Origin of the sequence: Mycobacterium kiyosense (assembly GCA_021654635.1) — a bacterium.
Taxonomy (GTDB): Bacteria; Actinomycetota; Actinomycetes; order Mycobacteriales; family Mycobacteriaceae; genus Mycobacterium; species Mycobacterium kiyosense.
Genome location: AP025179.1, coordinates 2512947 through 2527809, shown reverse-complemented (window position 1 = coordinate 2527809; position 14863 = coordinate 2512947). Strand labels below are relative to the sequence as shown.

Genomic DNA, 14863 nt, shown 5'->3' with positions numbered 1-14863 from the left:
CTCAGATGGTCCATCCCGTTGACCCAAACCGTGTTCGAGCAAGTCGAAGACGGCGTCCAGCGAAGACCCTCGATCTGGCCGCCATCGCCGACGTCTTTACCGCCGACGCATGTTGGAGCAGCGACGATTTCGGCACCACCGTCGGCGCCGAGGCCATCGCCGCCGAACTGCCCGCCGCCACGGCCCGTGTGTCCTGTGCGATGCATACGTTCCTCAACCCGATAATCACCGTCGTCGCCGACACGGCCACCGGTCGGTGGCAGCTGTGGATCGCGTCGGATTACGACGGCCGGCCCGGGACCGTCCACATGGACGCCGAGATGACCTACGCGCGGACATCCACTGGCTGGCGCATCAAGACCGTCCATGTCGGACGAGGGTTTCGCATTCCGGCCGGTACTTCCGTACCCCGCCGCTGAACACGACATGCCAATTTCGCGCACGACATCAGCGGCAACACGACACGGGTCTAGTGCGCCGCGGGGCCGCGCCGTAGCTGCCGCACGTAATACCACTCGACCGCCGGTGTGCCGGCGATGATCAGCCCGGCGAACGCATAGCTCACCCACGCGCCCCCGTCGTGGCCCGCGGCCATCAGGTAGGTCGCCAACCCGACACCGACCAGCGCCGCACCGATCACGCTGGTCAGCGCCAGCGTCCCGCGCAGCCAGATCCGGTCCACCGTCTCCCCGGACCATTCGTCAAGCGCCCCATAGGCTTTCACCGATTCGCGTGGTGCCGGCGCGGGCGTGGCACGCCCCGTGGGTCGGCCGGTCTGCCGGGCGGATCCGCCGCCCTGCAGGGCCCTGGACCGCACCACCGGCTCGGCCTGCGTCATCCTGCGGGCCCGCAGCAACACCGGGATGGCGGCGGCGATGATCAGCGCGGAGACGACGATGATGGCGTACAGCACCCAGGTGGTGTGGGGACTGTGCGACGCCTTGTGGTAGCCGCGACCCAGGTCGGCCAGGGCCACGAAGGCGGCCACGCTGACACCGACCAGTATCAGCCACACGGCAGCGCACGCACCGATCATGATGCGATCGATGACCTGAGGATTGACCACGGGGTCGGGCCCCCGGCGGTATGCGGAATATCGGCCTACCATCAGCAGCTCGTCTGAGGCGAGTCGTTGGTGTTCGAGGACAATACCGTCCCATCGCTAGTGATAATCGAGCAGTTCAATTTGCTGACGCGGAAGAGACTGGACGCTTCCACCGAGCCCACGTCGGACTGCGAGATCGGCGTGACGGTCATCGACCACGGTATGTACACGTTGTGCTGTGTCCGGCGTCGACCGGACGCGTCGACGTAGGTGACCGAAATGATGTCACCCGGCGCCTTGGTGCCGGTCACCGAGTAGGTGACCTGGCGCGGCCCGGCGGGCGTGGTCGTAGTGACCGGCGGCGGTGCCGCCGCCGGGGAACTGGCAGGTGGCGGCGCTGACGTCGGCGCGGGCGGCACCGGAGCGGGCGCCGGCGCAGGGGTCACGGTGACCGTCTGCGTCTCGGTCGCGGTGGGGACTTCGCTGGGCGGCGGAGGCGGCACCGAGGTGGGCGGCGGCTCGGAGGACGGCGGCGGCGGTTTGGTGGTGGTGATCTGATCCTGGACCGGCGGCGTCGAGGACGTGGTGGTCGTGGCCCCCGGGCTGGCGAGTTTGCTGGTGTCGGTACGTGCTACCAACACCGACACCGCGGCCACCAGCGCGATCGCGGCCAGGATCGCGGTGACGCCGACCACCCACGGCCACCGCGGCGCGGCGTGATCGTCGTCGAAGTCCTCGTACCCGTCGTAGTCGTAGAGCGCCAGATCGGCGGGCACGTACCGGCCGCTGACGAACAGCTCCGATTCCGGCGCCGAGTACGCCTGCGAGTAGGCATCGGTCGCATCGGCGTGCCCGCCGCCGTCGTCGAAATCGTCGGCGTGGTCGAGATCATCGACCGGATTCAGCTCGTCGTCCAGGTCACCGTCGAACTCTTCGCCCAGGGATTCGGGTTCGGAGGGCTCGGCGGCAGGGTCGGGTTCCTCAGGTTCCCGTCCCGGCGGATTCGGCCCGCTCATGTCTGCCTACCCTGTCCAACTGCCCGACCGGCGCGTGTGACTCCGCGGCTGCACCCGGGCACGCGCGCTCGGTGAATTCTCATGGTGCCTCGAAAACCCTACCCAACCGGTCGGGCCACCGGCGCCGCGGCAAACTGACCGCGGATCAACTGATGCCCTGATTGTGACCTTTCGGGATTCGATCAGTGCTTCTCGGGCCCAACGTAGTACTCGAAGACCAGTCCGCCCACCGAGGCCAGGATGAACACCACGCCGGCGACGATCAGCCACGGCAGCCACAGCGCCATACCCACGGCCGTCACCGACCCGGACAGGGCGATCATGATCGGCCACCAGCTGTGCGGGCTGAAGAAGCCCAATTCGCCTGCGCCGTCGCTGATCTCGGCGCCCTCGTAGTCCTCGGGCCGGGTGTCGAGCCGCCGCGAGACGAACCTGAAGAAGGTGAACACGATCAACGCCAAGCCGGCGGTCAGGGCCAGTGCGGTGGTGCCCGCCCATTCGACGCCGCCGGTGGCGTACAGCGCCGTCAGCACCGCGTACAGCGGCGTCACCAGTACGAAGAAGCCGGAGATGATCGCGAACAGCCGGGCTTCGATCTTCATGAGTTGTCCTAACCTCTAGGGCTCGGGGCCAATTCGCCGCGGCGGGTTTCGAACGGATGAGTGGTGGTCGCCAGCGGCGGCTGGTGGATCGCCTGCAGGGCCTCGGCGTTGGACTTGCCCGCCATCCGTTGCTGCAGGAAAGCGACGAACTCGTTGGGCTCCACCACGCGGACCTCGAAGTTCATCATCGAGTGGTAGGTGCCGCACATCTCGGCGCAGTGGCCGACGAATGCGCCGGTCCGGATGATCTCCTCGACCTGGAAGACGTTGACGGAGTTGTTGGCCGCCGGGTTGGGCATCACGTCGCGCTTGAACAGGAACTCGGGCACCCACCAGGCGTGGATGACGTCGGCCGAGGCCATCTGGAACTCGATGCGCTTGTGGGCGGGCAGGACCAGGACGGGAATCTCGGTGCTGGTGCCCAAGATCTCGATCTTGTCCCAGTGCAGATACTGCCGGTCCTGTGGGTTGAATCCGTGCACCGCGCCGACGAGTTCTTCACCGTGGGAGTCCTTGCCCTCGGGCTTGGAGATCATCTCTTTGCGGGGTTGGTCGGCACCTTCGTAGTTGAACGTCCCGTCCTTGAATGCGACCCGCTGGTAGCCGAATTTCCAGTTCCACTGGAAGGAGGTGATGTCGATCACCACCTCCGGGTCTTTGGCCAGATGCAGCATCTTCTCCTGCACCACGACCGTGAAGTAGAACAGCACCGAGATGATCAGGAACGGCGTGACGGTCAGCACCAGCTCCAGCGGCATGTTGTAGCCGAACTGGCGGGGCAGGTCGGTGTCGGTCTTCTTCTTCCGGTGGAAGGCGGCGGCCCAGAAGATCAGGCCCCACACGATGGCGCCGACGACGAACGAGGCGATTACCGCCCCGATCCACAGCTGCCGGTTGGCGTGGCCCTCGTGGGTGATGCCTTTGGGCCAGCCCAGGGCCAGCGCGTCCTGCCAGCTGCATCCGCTGAGGGTGACCGCCAGCACGCCCAGGGTCGCGACCAGCAATACCGGACGAAGGCGGCGGCCGAAAGCGCGTACGCCACCAGAACTGCTCTGCGACAAGCTGTGCGAACGATCCAGCCCGCGACGTGTCACGTTGGCGCCTCCTGTATCACAAGCTGGGCCGACTCGGCCTTCGGCCGATTCGGCTAACTCGGACGTCGAATACTACGCAGCGTAGACCACGCCGCACCACCAGGCGACCGCCTGGTCACCCCGACCCGCCGGGCGTCGCCTCACGGGCGGTCGTGAAGTGCGGCATACTGGGGCGCCGTGTGTGGACTGCTGGCTTTCGTCGCCGATCCGGGCAGCCCGGACGGCGCTGAAGGCGCGACCGAGGCGGCCGCGGCGCACGCGGCGCTGGCCGACGGCGTGATCGCCCGCGCGTCGCATCTGATGCGCCACCGCGGGCCGGACGAGCCGGGCACCTGGACCGATCCGGACTTCGCGGACGGATCCCGGGGCGGCGCCGTGTTCGGATTCAACCGGCTGTCCATCATCGACATCGCCCACTCGCATCAACCGCTGCGCTGGGGCCCGCCGGAACAGCCGGACCGCTACGTGCTGGTGTTCAACGGCGAGATCTACAACTACCTGGAGCTGCGGGAGGAACTGCGCGGCGAGCACGGCGCCGTGTTCGCCACCGACGGCGACGGGGAAGCCATCGTCGCCGGCTACCACCACTGGGGCGCCGGCGTGCTCAACCGGCTACGCGGCATGTTCGCCTTCGCACTGTGGGACACCGTCAACCGCGAATTGTTCTGCGCCCGCGACCCGTTCGGCATCAAGCCGCTGTTCATGGCGACCGGCCCCGGCGGGACGGCGGTGGCCAGCGAGAAGAAGTGCTTGCTGGATCTGGCCGAGCTGGTCGGATTCCAGACCGGGGACGCCGGCCTGGACCGCCGCGCCATCCAGCACTACGTGGTGCTGCAGTATGTGCCGGAGCCCGAGACGCTGCACCTCGGCGTGCGACGGCTGGAGTCGGGCTGCTACGCCTGGATCCGGCCGGGCGCGCGGCCCGAGGTGACCCGCTACTTCCGGCCCCGATTCACCGCCGTGCCGATCGCCCCGGGCACCGAGCAGGCCCGCTACGACGAGATCACCGCCGTGTTGGAGGATTCGGTCGCCAAGCACATGCGCGCCGACGTGACCGTCGGATCGTTTTTGTCCGGCGGCATCGACTCCACCGCGATCGCCGCGCTGGCCATCCGGCACAACCCGCGGCTGATCACCTTCACCACCGGCTTCGAGCGCGAGGGCTTCTCCGAGCTCGACGTCGCGGTGGCCTCGGCCGAGGCCATCGGCGCCCGGCACATCGCCAAGGTGGTCAGCGCCGAAGAATTCGTGACCGCGCTGCCCGAGATCGTCTGGTACCTCGACGAACCGGTCGCCGACCCGGCGCTGGTGCCGCTGTTCTTCGTCGCCCGCGAGGCCCGCAAGCACGTCAAGGTCGTGCTGTCCGGTGAGGGCGCCGACGAGTTGTTCGGCGGCTACACGATCTACCGGGAGCCGCTGTCGCTCAAGCCGTTCAACTATCTGCCCCGGCCGCTGCGCCGCTCGATGGGCAAGGTGTCGCGGCCGCTGCCCGAAGGCATGCGCGGCAAGAGCCTGCTGCACCGCGGGTCGTTGACCCTCGAGGAGCGCTATTACGGCAACGCCCGCAGCTTTTCCGATCAGCAGCTGCGCGACGTGCTGCCCGGATTCCGGCCCGACTGGACCCACACCGACGTCACCGCGTCGATCTACGCCGAGTCGGCCGGCTGGGATCCGGTGGCACGCATGCAGCACCTCGACCTGTTCACCTGGCTGCGCGGCGACATCCTGGTCAAAGCCGACAAGATGACGATGGCGAACTCGCTGGAGCTGCGGGTGCCGTTCCTGGACCCCGAGGTGTTCGCGGTCGCCGCGCGGCTGCCCTACCAGGCCAAGATCACCCGCACCACCACCAAATACGCGCTGCGGCGCGCACTGGAACCCATCGTGCCCGCACACGTGCTGAACCGGCCCAAGCTCGGCTTCCCGGTGCCCATTCGGCATTGGCTGCGCGCCGGCGAACTGCTGGAGTGGGCCTACGAGATGACGGGCGCCTCGCAGGCCGGTCACTTGATCGACCTGGCCGCGGTGGTGCGGATGCTCGACGAGCACCGGGAGGGCAGCAGCGACCACAGCCGGCGCTTGTGGACGGTGCTGATCTTCATGCTGTGGCACGCGATCTTCGTCGAGCACACGGTGGTGCCGCAGATCAGTGAGCCGGTCTACCCCGTCGAGTTGTGACGCCGAGCGCCTCTCAGCCGAGCACTGCGGCGATCTCGGTGGCCGCGTCGTCGCCGTAGGCGCCGGCCAACCGGGCCGCGGCGATCGAGCGGTCCCACTCCCACTCCTGGGTTCCGGTCGACTCCAGCACCAGCACCGCGACCAGCGAACCGAGCTGCGCCGAGCGTTCCAGGCTGAGTCCGGCACTGCGACCGAACAGGAAGCCGGCCCGGAACGCGTCGCCGACGCCGGTGGGGTCGGTCTGGCTTTTCTCGGGCACCACGCCGACGTGCAGGGTGGTTCCGTCGGGCTGGACGATGTCGACGCCCTTGGCGCCCAGCGTGGTCACCCGCAGCCCGATCTGCGCCATCACGTCGGTGTCCGACCAGCCGGTCTTGGACAGCAGCAGGTCCCACTCGTAGTCGTTGGTGAACAGGATCGCAGCGCCGTCGATGAGCTGCTTGATCTCGTCGCCCGAGAGCCGGGCCAGCTGCTGAGACGGGTCGGCGGCGAACGCGAGTCCCAGTTTGCGGCATTCGTCGGTGTGCAGAACCATCGCTTCGGGGTCGTTGGCCCCGATGATGACCAGCTCGGGTGTGCCGATCTTCGAGACGATCTCGGCCAGCGAGATGTCCCGGGCCTGCGACATCGCCCCCCGGGTAGAACGACGCGATCTGCGCCATCTCGGTGTCGGTGGTGCAAGTGAATCGCGCGGTGTGCGCGGTGTTGGAGATCAGCACGTGGTCGCAGTTCACCCCGTGGGACTGCAGCCAGTCCCGGTAATCGGCGAAGTCTTCGCCGGCCGCGGCGATCAGCGCGGCGTCGCCGCCGAGCACGCCGATGGCGAAGGCGATGTTGCCGGCCACTCCCCCTCGGTGCACCACCAGGTCGTCGACCAGGAAGCTCAGCGACACCTTGTGCAGGTGCTCGGGGAGCAGCTGTTCGGAAAATCGACCGGGAAAACGCATCAAATGGTCTGTGGCAATGGAACCGGTCACCGCGATGGTCACTAAATCTCCGCCCTTCGTTTAGGTCGTCTAGCCTCTCATGGACGTCGGCCGGGCGGCCAACGCAGTCATAGCGAGGCCGACATCCATAGCGGGCTCGAGCCGTTGCGCTAGCCTGCCTAGAAGAACTGACCCGGTTGCCGGATGCTTGGGCTCGCGCGGCAACCCACTCGTCGCCTCGTCCCACCAGCGTAGGAGAAAAACCGATGGCCGGTCCGCACCCGCCGAACCCTGCGCTGGGCGCCGAGGGGTCTGCGCCCAGGCAGCCGTACCCCGAGACCGGAGCTCAGCAGCCGCAGACGCTGGACTTTCCGCCCGACCTCGACGGGCAGCAGCGCCCGCCCGGCATGCCCCATCCCGGGCCTCCGCCGCCGGGCCCGCCGGGCGGTTACGCCAAGCCGCGGCGGCCCAAGCGGCTGCTGATCGGCGTTCTGCTGGCCATCGCGCTGGTGGCCGCGCTGACCACGGCGATCGTGTACGGGGTGCGCACCAACGGCGCCAACACCGGCAGCACTTTCTCCGAGGGATCGGCAAAAGCGGCCGTGCAGAACTACCTGGATGCCCTGGCGCACAAGGACACCGACGTCATCGTGCGCAACGCGTTGTGCGGCATCTACGACGCCGTCAAGGACAAGCGCTCCGACCTGGCGCTGGCCAAGCTGAGCAGCGACGCGTTCCGCAAGCAGTTCTCCGAGGTGCAGGTCACCTCGATCGACAAGATCGTCTATCTGTCCCAGTACCAGGCCCAGGTGTTGTTCTCCATGAACGCGACACCCGCCGTCGGGGGGTCGCAACGCAAAGACGTCCAGGGCGTGGCGCAGCTGTTGTTCCAGCGCGGCCAGATCATGGTGTGTTCCTACGTGCTGCGCACCGCAGGACAGTACTGACCGGTCAGGCCCGGCTCAGTCGCAGCAGGTGACGTCGGCGCTCAGTTGAACGAGTCCCCGCACGCGCACGATCCGGTGGCGTTGGGGTTGTCGATGGTGAAGCCCTGTTTTTCGATGGTGTCGACGAAGTCGATCGACGCGCCTTCCACGTACGGTGCGCTCATCCGGTCCACGGTCAGCGTGACGCCGCCGAAGTCAGCGGTCAGGTCGCCGTCCAGGGTCCGGTCGTCGAAGAACAGGTTGTAACGCAGGCCCGCGCAGCCGCCCGGCTGGACCGCGATCCGCAGGGCCAGGTCGTCGCGGCCCTCCTGCTCCAGCAGCGCCTTCGCCTTGCCGGCGGCGGCCTCGGTCAGGACCACGCCGTGCGTCTTGGCGGTCGACTCGTTCTGCACCGTCATTGCTTCTCCTACTGACTGATGGTCGGGTGGGGCGCCCAATTCCGGTTTCGATTATGAAGCCGGGACGGCGCTGCCACAGGAAAACCCACTGAGTCAACGGTACCCCGGCGGGCCGCTATTCCCGAGTCGCGCGGCCACCTCGGACGCCAATCCCATCAGCTGGTTGGCCGCGTCGGCTAGCGCCAACCGCACCGAGCCCGCGTATTCGGACATCGCCAGGGCCGACATGATGCCCGACACGCGGGTGGTGGACTTGTCCACCGACACCTGCCCGGCCAGCACGATCACCGGAATGCCGAGCGGCCGGGCGGCGGCCGCGATCTCCCCGACCACCTTGCCGTGCAGCGACTGCTCGTCGAAGTGCCCCTCACCGGTGACGATCAGCTCCGCCTCGGCGAGGTCGTCGGCGAAGCGGGTGAGTTCAGCCACAATGGCTGCACCGGACTCGCAGCGGCCGCCGAGGGCCAACAGCGCCGCCCCGATCCCGCCGGCGGCGCCGGCACCGGGCTCGGCGCTGACGTCGCGTCCGGCGACGGTGTCCAGCACCAGCGCCCAGGCTTCCAGCCGGACCTCCAGTTTCGCCACGGTGACGGTGTCGGCGCCTTTTTGCGGCCCGAACACCCGCGCCGCCCCCCACGGCCCCAACAGCGGATACAGCACGTCGGAGGCCGCGATCAGCTCCACGCCGCCCAGCCATTTTCGGGCCGTGTCCAGGCCACCCAACTGGTCGACCATCCCTTTCCCGCCGTCGGTGCAGGCGCTGCCGCCCAGACCGACCACCACCCGACGCGCCCCGGCTTCCAGCGCGGCGGCGATCAGCTGTCCCACGCCCCGGCTGTGGGCGGCCATCGCCGTCTCCGGTGTCGGCGGCCCACCCAGCAGGGCCAGGCCGCACGCTTGTGCGCATTCGAGGTAGGCGGTGCGGGTCGGCTCCTCGTACACCCAGCGGGCGGTCACGTCGGTGTCCAGCGGCCCGCGCACGCGCAGCCGTCGGATCCCGCCGATCCGACTGGCCAGCACCTCGATGAAGCCGGGGCCGCCGTCGGACTGCGGCGCGACGATGAACGAGTCACCCGGCCGGGACCGGGTCCAGCCGGTGGCGATGGCGGCGGCGGCTTCGACCGCCGACAGGCTGTCGCCGTAGCAGTCGGGGGCGACCAGCACCCGCATCGAGGGCAGCTGAAGTCTGCCGGGCCCGAAGTCACCGGCAGCATCATCCGACGCCTGCGAGCCGTTCATCACAGGCCAGCGTAGGTCCAACCGGGCCGGTATACCGGCGCAATTAAATTCTGCGGGCAGCAGCGAAGTAACCTGGCCTCTGTGAAGTTGCTGGGCCGCAAGAATGGCTTACAAACAGGTGGCGCCGGGGGCGGAGATGCGCCGGACGTCGACGCGGATGACGCGTCGGCACAGGCAGCGTCTCGCGCGGCGCGGACGGGACCCAAGGGCCGACCGACACCCAAGCGGGACGAGGCGCGTCGGCAGAGCCGCAAGGGCCCGGTCGCGCCGGCGCCGATGACGGCAGCCGAGGCGCGCGCCCGGCGCAAGTCGCTGGCCGGTCCGAAGCTGAGCCGCGAGGAACGCCGCGCCGAGAAGGTCGCCCGCCGAGCCCGGATGACCGAGCGCCAGGACCGGATGAAGGCCGGCGAGGAGGCGTACCTGCTGCCGCGTGACCAGGGTCCGGTGCGCCGCTACGTCCGCGACGTGGTGGACTCCCGGCGCAACGTGCTCGGCCTGTTCATGCCGTCGGCGCTGTTCCTGCTGGCCATCATGTTCGTGCTGCCGCCGCAGCTGCAGGTCTACACGTCGCCGGCGATGCTGGTGCTGATGGCGATCATGATGGTCGACGGGCTCATCCTGGGTCGCAAAGTCGGCAGACTGGTCGACGAGAAGTTCCCCAAGAACACCGAAAGCCATTGGAAGCTGGGCATTTACGCGGCCGGGCGAGCCTCGCAGATGCGCCGGACGCGGATGCCGCGACCTCAGGTCAAGCGCGGCAGCAGTGTCGGTTGACAACGGTCTGAAAGCCGCCTGACCGCACGTGCGCACGCTGGTGGTCGGCGGTATCAGGTCGGGTAAGTCCCGCTGGGCGGAGGAAGCGATCACGACGTCACTGGCAGCGACGGCGCCGGTCCGCTATGTGGCGGCCGGCCCCGTTGACCCGTCCGATGAGGAGTGGGCGGGCCGCGTCGCCCGGCATCGAGCCCGCCGGCCCGGGCATTGGACGACGGTGGAGACCGCCGACGTGACCGCGGAGTTGCGCCGGTCCCCCGCGGCCCCGACGCTCGTCGACGATCTGGGCACTTGGCTGACCGCGGCGCTGGACCGCCATCACGGGTGGGACGGCGGATCGGTCGATGCGCCCGTCGCCGAGCTCGTCTGCGCGGTGCAGACGTTCTGCTCGACGCTGGTGCTGGTGAGTCCCGAGGTGGGTCTGACGGTGGTGCCGGCCAGCGCCGCCGGCCGCCGGTTCGCCGACGAGCTGGGCAGCCTCAACCAGCGGCTGGCGGCGCTGTGCGAGCGGGTGGTGCTGGTGGTGGCCGGGCAGGCGCTGACGATCAAGGCCCCGGCATGATCGGTTTCGCGCCGGTGCCGCCGCCGGATCAGACCGCCGAGGCTGCCGCCCGCACCCGCCAGGACACCCTGACCAAGCCCCGGGGTGCGCTGGGCCGCCTGGAGGACCTGTCGGTGTGGGTCGCGTCCTGCCAGGGGCAATGCCCGCCGCGCCAGTTCCAGCGGGCCCGGGTGGTGGTGTTCGCCGGCGACCACGGCGTCGCCGGTAGCGGTGTGTCGGCCTATCCGCCGGAAGTCACGGCCCAGATGGTCGCCAACATCGAGGCGGGTGGGGCGGCGATCAACACGCTGGCGCAACTCGCCGGCGCGTCGGTGCGGGTCGCGGACCTGGCGGTGGACTCCGAGGCGACCGGCGCCGGGATCGGCGACCGGGTGCGCCGCGGCAGCGGCGACATCGCCGTCGAGGATGCGTTGACCCAGGAGGAGACGGCGCGCGCGATCGCGGCCGGCCAGCGGATCGCCGACGACGAGGTCGACGCCGGCGCGGACCTGCTGATCGCCGGCGACATGGGCATCGGCAACACCACCCCGGCCGCGGTGCTGGTGGCGGCACTGACCAACACCGAGCCGGTCGCCGTCGTCGGCTTCGGCACCGGGATCGACGACAATGCCTGGTCGCGGAAGACGGCCGCGGTGCGCGACGCCCTGTTCCGGGCCCGGCCGGTGCTCGAGGACCCGGTCGCGCTGCTGCGCAGCTGTGGCGGCGCCGACTTCGCGGCGATGGCCGGCTTCTGCGCCCAGGCCGCGATCCGGCGGACCCCGCTGCTGCTGGACGGGATGGCGGTGACGGCGGCCGCGCTGGTCGCCGAACGGCTGGCGCCCGGCGCGCGGCTCTGGTGGCAGGCCGGGCACCGATCCACCGAGCCGGGTCACGCGCTGGCCCTGCGGGCGCTGGATTTGGAGCCGATTCTCGATCTGCGGATGCGCCTGGGTGAGGGCAGCGGCGCCGCGTTGGCGGTGCCGGTGCTGCGCGCTGCGGTGGCCGCGCTGTCGTCGATGGCCACGTTCACCGAGGCCGGCGTTTCCGGTCCGGTGACCGGGCCCGCCGACCCGGTCACGTGATCCGTTCGCTGGCAACGGCTTTCGCGTTCGGGACGGTGTTGCCCGGGCCCGGCTCCCGGTCGGGGCCGATGGGCCGCGGGGCGATGACGGCGCTGCCGGTGGTGGGTGCGGCGTTGGGCGCGCTGGCCGCGGCGGTGACCTGGTGCGGGGCGGCGGCGTTCGGGCCCGGTAGCGCACTGTCGGGGCTGCTGGCGGTGGCCGCACTGCTGTTGGCGACCCGCGGCCTGCACATCGACGCGGTCGCCGACACCGCCGACGGGTTGGGCTGTTACGGGCCGCCGGAGAAGGCGCTGGCGGTGATGCGCGACGGGTCGAGCGGGCCGTTCGGCGTCGCCGCCGTGGTCATGGTGATCGCCCTGCAGGCGACGGCGTTCTCGGCGCTGGCGCCCGGCGCCGTCGTCGAGGCCGTGGTCGCCGGGCGGGTGAGTGCGGTGCTGGCCTGTCGGCGCTCGGTGCCGGCGGCGCCGGGCAGCGCGCTGGGGGCGCGGGTGGCCGGCAGTCAACCCGGCTGGGTGGTGCTGGCGTGGCTGGCCGTGCTGCTGGTGGCCGCGGCGCCAATAGCTTCGCGCGGCGTGGCGGGGCCGGCGGCGGCGCTGCTGGGGTGGTGTGCGGGTGGGGGCTGGTGGCGCATTGTGTGCGCCGGTTCGGCGGCGTCACCGGCGACGTGCTGGGTGCGGCGATCGAGCTGACGACGACGGTGTGCGCGGTCGCCTTTGCCGCCTGGGCACGCTAGCCGAGCCGGGCCATCCAGCCGTGGGTGTCGGCGAAGGTGCCGCGCTGGATACCGGTCAGCGTGTCGCGCAGCGCCATGGTCACTTCGCCGGGCTTGCCGTCGGCGATGGTGAAGTCACGGTCGCCGTACTTGACCTGGGCGACCGGGGTGATCACCGCGGCGGTGCCGCAGGCGAACACTTCGGTGATCTCACCGGAGGCGGCTTTCTTCTCCCACTCCTCGATGTCGATCTTGCGTTCTTCGACGCTGAACCCCGCGTCAATGGCTAACTGCAGCAACGAATCTCGCGTGATGCCGGGTAGCAGCGAGCCGGACAGTTCCGGGGTGACCAACCGTGCCGAGCCGCCGCTGCCGAGCACGAAGAACAGGTTCATCCCGCCCATCTCTTCGACATAGCGGCGTTCCACACCGTCCAGCCAGACCACCTGGTCGCACCCGTTTTCGGCGGCCTCGGCCTGCGCCAGCAGCGAGGCGGCGTAGTTGCCGCCGAATTTGGCCGCACCCGTGCCACCCGGGCTGGCCCGCACGTAGTCGGTGGAGATCCAGACGGTGACGGGGTTGATGCCGCCCTTGAAGTAGGCGCCGGCCGGCGACGCGATCAGCAGGTAGCGGTACTCCTTGGCCGGCCGCACCCCCAGACCCGGTTCGGTGGCGATGATGAACGGCCGCAGATACAGCGCCTCTTCCCCGCCCGCTTTGGGCACCCACGCATTGTCCACCGCGATGAGCTGGCACAGCGACTCGATGAACACCGCGTCCGGCAGTTCCGGGATCGCCAGCCGCCGCGCCGAGGAGCGCAGCCGCGCGGCGTTGGCGTCGGCGCGGAAGGACACCACCGAGCCGTCGGCCCAGCGGTAGGCCTTGAGGCCTTCGAACACTTCCTGCGCGTAGTGCAGCACGATCGCCGACGGGTCCAGTTCGATCGGCCCGTAGCCCAGGACCCGGGCGTTGTGCCAGCCCTGACCCTCTTTGTAGTCGATCGACACCATGTGGTCGGTGTGGTACTTGCCGAAGCCGGGGTCGGCCAGGATCGCTGCCCGCTCGGCCTCGGTGGCGGGGTTTTCCGCGCGCGAGACCGTGAATTCAAGTGGGCTGGCCATGGCGCTGATTCTATAACCGGCCGGAAACGGGTTTTTTCCATGCGAGTGGCTCGCCTAACGCGTCTTCGGTTCGACGAACGGTGGACGCACCACCTCGCAGTCGGCGGCGCGGCCGCGGACGTCGACGGTGACTTTCTGGCCGTCCTCGATGCCGGCCGCGGTGTCGATCAGCGCCAGCGCGATGCCCGCCTGCAGGGTCGGCGAGAACGTTCCCGACGTGGTGACTCCGACGGTCTCGTCCCCGTTCCGCACGGTCAGCCCGGACCGCAGCACCCCGCGGCCCACCATTCGCAGCCCCCCGCAGCAGCCGCCGCGGACCGGCTTCCTTCTCGGCGAGCAGCGCGGCCCGGCCGAAGAAGGCGTCCTTCTTCCAGCCGATCGCCCAGCCGCAGCGCGCCTGCAGCGGCGAAATGTCCAGCGACAGTTCGTGCCCGTGCAGCGGGTAGCCCATCTCGGTGCGCAGCGTGTCGCGGGCGCCCAGCCCGGCGGGCTGGCCGCCGGTATCGGCGACCGCGGCCACCAGCGCGTCGAACACCTCTGCGGCGGAGTCCCACGGCGGCAGCAGCTCGTAGCCGTGCTCGCCGGTGTACCCGGTGCGGCAAACCCGAACCGGCACACCGGAATACGCCGTATCCGCGTAACCCATGTAATCCATCTCGGTCGGCAACCCCAACACGTTCAGCACGTCGGTGGACTTGGGGTCCCTGCACCGCCAGCACGGCGTAGTCGCGGTGCTGGTCGGTGATGGTGAGGCCGGCGGGTGCGGCGGCTTGCAGCGCCGCGACCACGGCGGCGGTGTTGGCGGCGTTGGGCACCAGGAAGATCTCGTCGTCGCTGACGTAGTAGGCGATCAGGTCGTCGATGACGCCGCCGGATTCGGTGCAGCACAACGTGTATTGCGCTTTGCCGGGTCCGATCCGGTTCAGGTCGTTGGTGAGTGCGGAGTTGACGAAGCGGGCTGCGCCCGGGCCGCGCACCAGCGCCTTGCCGAGGTGGCTGACGTCGAACAGGCCGACGGCGTTGCGGGTGGCGTGGTGCTCGCCGACGGTTCCGGCGTAGGACACCGGCATCGTCCAGCCGCCGAACTCGGCGAAGCTGGCGCCCAACGCTCGGTGGCGGTCTTCCAGGGGTCCGTGCAGCGGCTCGTCGGTCACGGCGTCCCACACTAGCTGCTGACACACTGAGCCA

13 protein-coding genes and 3 pseudogenes are annotated in these 14863 nt (G+C 69.6%); 7 read left to right on the top strand and 9 right to left on the bottom strand.

Annotation, left to right across the window (positions count from 1 at the left end):
* The first annotated feature begins 5 nt into the window (after window positions 1-5).
* Window positions 6-419, top strand: a complete 414-nt coding sequence (locus L6444_RS11965; RefSeq protein ID WP_236982850.1) for a nuclear transport factor 2 family protein — start codon at window positions 6-8, stop codon at window positions 417-419.
* Between the two features lie 50 nt (window positions 420-469).
* Here the strand turns inward: L6444_RS11965 and L6444_RS11960 are convergent, their stop codons facing one another.
* The 4 genes from L6444_RS11960 to ctaC all read right to left on the bottom strand — a co-directional run bounded on the left by L6444_RS11960 (window position 470) and on the right by ctaC (window position 3757).
* Window positions 470-1108 (bottom strand): DUF2561 family protein, encoded by a 639-nt coding sequence (locus L6444_RS11960; RefSeq protein WP_236982849.1) that lies wholly within the window; start codon window positions 1106-1108, stop codon window positions 470-472.
* Window positions 1108-2061, bottom strand: a complete 954-nt coding sequence (locus L6444_RS11955) for an MmpS family transport accessory protein (protein ID WP_236982848.1) — start codon at window positions 2059-2061, stop codon at window positions 1108-1110. Before L6444_RS11955 ends, L6444_RS11960 begins: the two co-directional genes overlap by 1 nt.
* 182 nt (window positions 2062-2243) lie before the next feature.
* Window positions 2244-2663, bottom strand: coding sequence for a cytochrome c oxidase subunit 4 (locus L6444_RS11950; protein ID WP_236982847.1), 420 nt, complete (start codon window positions 2661-2663; stop codon window positions 2244-2246).
* An 8-nt stretch (window positions 2664-2671) separates the two neighbouring features.
* Complete coding sequence (ctaC, locus tag L6444_RS11945; RefSeq protein WP_370652863.1) at window positions 2672-3757, bottom strand: aa3-type cytochrome oxidase subunit II; 1086 nt, start codon at window positions 3755-3757, stop codon at window positions 2672-2674.
* Between the two features lie 177 nt (window positions 3758-3934).
* Between ctaC and asnB the strand changes: the two genes are divergently transcribed.
* Window positions 3935-5935 (top strand): asparagine synthase (glutamine-hydrolyzing), encoded by a 2001-nt coding sequence (asnB, locus tag L6444_RS11940; protein ID WP_236982846.1) that lies wholly within the window; start codon window positions 3935-3937, stop codon window positions 5933-5935.
* 13 nt (window positions 5936-5948) lie between these two features.
* Here the strand turns inward: asnB and L6444_RS11935 are convergent.
* Window positions 5949-6924 (bottom strand): annotated as a pseudogene (locus L6444_RS11935) (carbohydrate kinase family protein).
* A gap of 203 nt (window positions 6925-7127) precedes the next feature.
* Between L6444_RS11935 and L6444_RS11930 the strand changes: the two are divergent.
* Entirely contained in the window at window positions 7128-7808 is a 681-nt protein-coding gene (locus tag L6444_RS11930; RefSeq protein WP_236982845.1) for an Rv0361 family membrane protein, read from the top strand.
* 41 nt (window positions 7809-7849) lie between these two features.
* On the opposite strand, the gene L6444_RS11925 is transcribed toward L6444_RS11930, so the two are convergent.
* Both L6444_RS11925 and L6444_RS11920 read right to left on the bottom strand, forming a co-directional pair.
* Complete coding sequence (locus tag L6444_RS11925; RefSeq protein WP_236982843.1) at window positions 7850-8206, bottom strand: iron-sulfur cluster assembly accessory protein; 357 nt, start codon at window positions 8204-8206, stop codon at window positions 7850-7852.
* A 93-nt stretch (window positions 8207-8299) separates the two neighbouring features.
* The gene (locus L6444_RS11920) at window positions 8300-9376 is read right to left on the bottom strand and encodes a glycerate kinase family protein (RefSeq protein ID WP_236984030.1); all 1077 of its coding nucleotides are present in this window, start codon (window positions 9374-9376) and stop codon (window positions 8300-8302) included.
* Window positions 9377-9526: 150 nt separating this feature from the next.
* On the opposite strand from L6444_RS11920, the gene L6444_RS11915 reads away from it, so the two are divergent.
* From L6444_RS11915 to L6444_RS11900, 4 genes and pseudogenes are all read left to right on the top strand, one after another.
* On the top strand, window positions 9527-10219 hold the full coding sequence (locus tag L6444_RS11915; protein ID WP_370652865.1) for a DUF3043 domain-containing protein: 693 nt from the start codon (window positions 9527-9529) through the stop codon (window positions 10217-10219).
* A gap of 28 nt (window positions 10220-10247) precedes the next feature.
* Window positions 10248-10781: a bifunctional adenosylcobinamide kinase/adenosylcobinamide-phosphate guanylyltransferase gene (locus tag L6444_RS11910; RefSeq protein WP_236982841.1), complete on the top strand. Its 534-nt coding sequence runs from the start codon at window positions 10248-10250 to the stop codon at window positions 10779-10781.
* On the top strand, window positions 10778-11842 hold the full coding sequence (cobT, locus tag L6444_RS11905; RefSeq protein ID WP_236982839.1) for a nicotinate-nucleotide--dimethylbenzimidazole phosphoribosyltransferase: 1065 nt from the start codon (window positions 10778-10780) through the stop codon (window positions 11840-11842). Before L6444_RS11910 ends, cobT begins: the two co-directional genes overlap by 4 nt.
* Window positions 11839-12575 (top strand): annotated as a pseudogene (locus tag L6444_RS11900) (adenosylcobinamide-GDP ribazoletransferase). Before cobT ends, L6444_RS11900 begins: the two are co-directional and overlap by 4 nt.
* Here L6444_RS11900 and L6444_RS11895 read toward each other — a convergent pair.
* Both L6444_RS11895 and gcvT read right to left on the bottom strand, forming a co-directional pair.
* On the bottom strand, window positions 12572-13675 hold the full coding sequence (locus L6444_RS11895; protein WP_236982837.1) for a branched-chain amino acid aminotransferase: 1104 nt from the start codon (window positions 13673-13675) through the stop codon (window positions 12572-12574). The pseudogene L6444_RS11900 and the gene L6444_RS11895 overlap by 4 nt on opposite strands.
* A 54-nt stretch (window positions 13676-13729) precedes the next feature.
* Window positions 13730-14829, bottom strand: a pseudogene (gene gcvT, locus L6444_RS11890) (glycine cleavage system aminomethyltransferase GcvT).
* Window positions 14830-14863: the final 34 nt, after the last annotated feature.